The sequence below is a fragment of the Microbacterium sp. BF1 genome, assembly GCF_019279095.1.
In the GTDB taxonomy this organism is placed as follows: Bacteria; Actinomycetota; Actinomycetes; order Actinomycetales; family Microbacteriaceae; genus Microbacterium; species Microbacterium maritypicum.
This window is the reverse complement of sequence record NZ_JAGYWT010000240.1, coordinates 1-3,749: the sequence shown is the minus strand read 5'-3', so window position 1 is coordinate 3,749 and position 3,749 is coordinate 1. Positions and strand designations below refer to the sequence as shown.

The following is a 3,749-nucleotide window of genomic DNA, read 5'->3' as shown; positions in this document are numbered from 1 at the left end:
CCCTGCACTCGGAAGACGACGACTTCGGCCAGGCCGGCACGCTCTACCGCGAGGTCTTCGACGCCGAGCAGCGGGCGCGCTTCCTGGAGACCCTCACCGGCCAGGGGCGCTCGATCACGATCGACGCGATCCGCGAGCGCTTCTTCCAGTACTGGACGAACGTCGACGCCGACCTCGGCGCCGCGCTGCGTGCGCGCTTCTGATCCGCACGATCATCTGATCGGCTGGGTCACCTGATCCGCACGGTCACCTGATCCGCACGGCCTCCCGGGGACACCTCGTCCCCGGGAGGCCGTTTCGTCGTGTCGCCTTTCCCGGGGGAACCGTCCTGCGCCGACGACCCGGGAACGGGTCCAAGATGGAGGAGTGGCCGTCCCTCTCTCCGACCTGACCAGCATGCCCGAGCCCCAGCAGGTGTACGCCGCCGACGGCACCCGGCTGGCGACCTACACCTGGGGCGAGCCCGACGCCCCCGTCGTGGTGATCGTGCACGGCTTCGCCTCGAACGCACGCGACAACTGGGTGCTGACCGGCTGGGTGCGTGAGCTCACCCGCGCGGGCTATCGCGTGCTGGCGCTCGACCAGCGCGGGCACGGGCTCAGCGAGAAGCCGCACGACCCCGACGGCTACCGCATCCGCACCCTCGTCACCGATGTCGAGACGGTGATGGACACCTATCTCGTCGACGACGCGTTCTATGTCGGGTACTCGCTCGGTGCGCGCGTGGGCTGGGAGGTGGTGCGCGAGCTGCCGCACCGCATCGGACGCGCGGTGCTGGGCGGAGTTCCTGACGGCATTCCGCTGGCCCGCCTGGATCTCGACCAGGTGCGCAGATACATCGCCGACGGCACGCCGGTGGCGGATCGGACGACCCAGAACTACATCGCGCTGACCGAGCGGGTGCCGGGCAACGACCTGCAGGCGCTGGTCGCACTCGCGGAGGGTATGCGGGCGTCGGGCATGATCGACCCCGACCCCTCTGATGCGCCGACCCGGCCCATCCTGTTCGCCACCGGATCGAAGGACGCCATCATCGAGGGCTCACGGGCACTGGCCTCAGCGACCCCCGACGGACGATTCTTCGAGATCCCGAACCGTAATCACTTCAACGCCCCGGGCTCGCGTGACTTCAAGGACGCGGCCGTGGCGTTCCTGGCAGAGGCGTAGCCCGGACGAAACGACCGGGCTACGCGCAGCCGGAGACCGCTGTCGTCAGACGGCGGCGGCTTCGTCGCGCTTCGGCAGCACCCATCCCGCACGGGGGAAGTGGCAGGTGTAGCCGTTGGGGTACTTGATCAGGTAATCCTGGTGCTCCTCCTCGGCCTGCCAGAACGGGCCGGCAGGCTCGATCGTGGTGACGGCCTTCGCGGGCCAGAGGCCGGAGGCGTCGACATCCGCGATCGTGTCGCGGGCGACCGTCTCCTGCTCAGGAGAGAGCGGGAAGATCGCGGAGCGATAGCTCGACCCGACGTCGTTGCCCTGACGGTTCAGGGTCGACGGGTCATGGATCTGGAAGAAGAACGCCAGGATGTCGCGGTAGGTCGTCTGGGCCGGGTCGAACACGATCTCGACCGCCTCGGCGTGACCGGGGTGATTGCGGTAGGTGGCGCGGTCGTTCGAGCCGCCGGTGTAGCCGACCCGCGTGCTGAGCACACCCGGCTGGCGGCGGATCAGGTCTTCCATGCCCCAGAAGCAGCCCCCGGCGAGCACGGCGGTCTCGGTCCCAGGGGTGCGGGTGATGTTTCCCGTGTCGGTCATGACTGCTCCTCAGAGGTGTCGGTGGGGGTGTCGGTGGTGGGGGTGTCCGTCGTCGCGGCGAAGAGGGGACTGTAGCGACCGTACCCCTCCTCCTCCAGACTGGCAGCCGGAATGAAGCGGAGGGCCGCCGAGTTCATGCAGTAGCGCAGTCCGCCCTCGGCGCGGGGCCCGTCGTCGAAGACGTGCCCGAGGTGGCTGTCGGCCCCGGCTGAACGCGCCTCCGTGCGCTTCATCCACAGCGAGCGGTCGGTGCGCGTGGTCACCGCGTCCGCCTCGATGGGCTTGGTGAAGCTCGGCCACCCGGTGCCGCTGTCGAACTTGTCTGTCGACGAGAACAGGGGCTCTCCCGAGACGACGTCGACGTAGATGCCGTCTTCGTGGTTGTTCCAGTACGCGTTGCGGAACGGCGGTTCGGTCGCGTCCTCCTGGGTCACCTCGTACTGCAGGTGGCTGAGGCCGCTGACTGCCTCGGGGGTCTTGCGGTAGTCGTTCGACATGATCTGACTCCTTGTCCGACGTCGCTGGCTGCGGCGTCATAGAAGGAGAACCGACGACCGGCCCGTTTTGGTCCCGTGGCCCTGGGAGCGGGCTGTGAGTTTCCAGGCCCCTCCGACTCGATAGAGTTGCCTCCGCACTGCACACCTGCCGAGGGGAACCGCCCATGTCCGTTGGACTGCTCGCCGTCGTCGATGACATCCTGAGCGCTGCGATGAAGGCGTCGGCGAAGGCGGCCGGCGTCGTGATCGATGACGCCGCGGTCACCCCGCAGTACGTGCAGGGCCTCACACCGGCCAGGGAGCTGCCCGTCGTGGGCAAGATCGCTCTGGGGTCGCTTGCGAACAAGTTCCTGATCATCATCCCGGCCGCCCTGCTGCTCACCGCGTTCGCGCCCTGGGTGCTGCCGTATCTGCTGATCCTGGGTGGTGCGTACCTCTGCTTCGAGGGCGCGGAGAAGGTGCTGGAGTGGTTCGGCGTGCAGCACGGCCATGCCGACGAAGGCGCGCGCGATGAGAAGAAGCTCGTGCTGGGTGCGGTGCGCACCGACCTGATCCTCTCGACCGAGATCATGCTCATCTCACTGGCGAGTCTGGACAAGGGCCTCGACATCTGGGCGACCCTGGCGATCCTCGCCGTGATCGCGCTTCTGATGACGGGCGTCGTCTACGGCGCCGTCGCGCTGCTGGTGAAGATCGATGACATCGGCCTGAAGATGGCGAAGAACCCGGTGCAGCGCGTGCGTCACACCGGCACCAGGATCGTGCGGTCCATGCCCGCGGTGTTCCGGTTCATCAGCATCCTCGGCACGGTCGCGATGCTGTGGGTCGGTGGCCACCTGGTGCTCGTCAACCTCGGCGAGGTGGGCTGGCACTTCCCGGTCGACATGCTGCACGCCGTGGAGCACGCGCTCCACGGCGTCGGTCCGGTCGTGGTCTGGATCGTGGACACGATCATCTCCGCGATCGCCGGTCTTCTTCTGGGACTGGTCATCGTCGGGATCGTGCTGGGCATCGCGCGGCTGTTCGGCAAGACGCCCAACTTCCACGAGGGCGAGGAATCCCCCGCCGACGTGCACGTCTGAATCCAGCGACGCGACGGGACCGACCGGAGCGCGCCCTCACACCCTCACACCTCACACCCTCACGCCGCGATGTCGTACCGGGCTCTGCCGCCGAGTCTCGGTCTGCGCTCGGGGTCGACGTTCGGCGGCGGGATGAGCCACACCCGCGCGGCGAACCCGCACCCCTCGATCCTGATCTCCCACTCGTTGTCGTGGATGCGGTGGTGACAGCTGTCGCAGAGCAGCACGCCGTTGTCGAGATCGGTCGATCCGCCATCACGTTGCCACCAGCGCAGATGATGCGCCTCGAGCTCGGCCTGGGTGATGGACGCGGTGTCGGTCTTATGGTGGAGAAGAGAGGTGAGCTTCAGGTAATCGTCGTCGTCCGTGCCTCGGCTGTACTCGATCAGGTTTCGCACGAAGGGGATGCAGG

General features: G+C 67.7%; 6 protein-coding genes. 3 read left to right on the top strand and 3 right to left on the bottom strand.

Annotation, left to right across the window (positions count from 1 at the left end; translation table 11 throughout):
* Nucleotides 1-203 (top strand): catalase-related domain-containing protein (locus KZA10_RS09575; RefSeq protein WP_306300804.1); only part of this gene is annotated, 203 nt, incomplete at its 5' end.
* Between the two features lie 163 nt (nt 204-366).
* Entirely contained in the window at nt 367-1,167 is an 801-nt protein-coding gene (locus KZA10_RS09570) for an alpha/beta fold hydrolase (RefSeq protein WP_151485590.1), read from the top strand.
* A 45-nt stretch (nt 1,168-1,212) separates the two neighbouring features.
* Here the strand turns inward: KZA10_RS09570 and msrA are convergent, their stop codons facing one another.
* Both msrA and msrB read right to left on the bottom strand, forming a co-directional pair.
* The gene (msrA, locus tag KZA10_RS09565; protein WP_218682752.1) at nt 1,213-1,758 is read right to left on the bottom strand and encodes a peptide-methionine (S)-S-oxide reductase MsrA; all 546 of its coding nucleotides are present in this window, start codon (nt 1,756-1,758) and stop codon (nt 1,213-1,215) included.
* On the bottom strand, nt 1,755-2,255 hold the full coding sequence (gene msrB, locus KZA10_RS09560) for a peptide-methionine (R)-S-oxide reductase MsrB (RefSeq protein WP_055871267.1): 501 nt from the start codon (nt 2,253-2,255) through the stop codon (nt 1,755-1,757). The genes msrA and msrB overlap by 4 nt, the downstream gene beginning before the upstream one ends.
* Nucleotides 2,256-2,419: 164 nt before the next feature.
* On the opposite strand from msrB, the gene KZA10_RS09555 reads away from it, so the two are divergent.
* Nucleotides 2,420-3,337, top strand: a complete 918-nt coding sequence (locus KZA10_RS09555; protein ID WP_218682751.1) for a DUF808 domain-containing protein — start codon at nt 2,420-2,422, stop codon at nt 3,335-3,337.
* Nucleotides 3,338-3,396: 59 nt separating this feature from the next.
* Here the strand turns inward: KZA10_RS09555 and KZA10_RS09550 are convergent.
* Nucleotides 3,397-3,749: HNH endonuclease (locus KZA10_RS09550; protein ID WP_218682750.1), on the bottom strand; the 353-nt coding region annotated here is incomplete at its 5' end.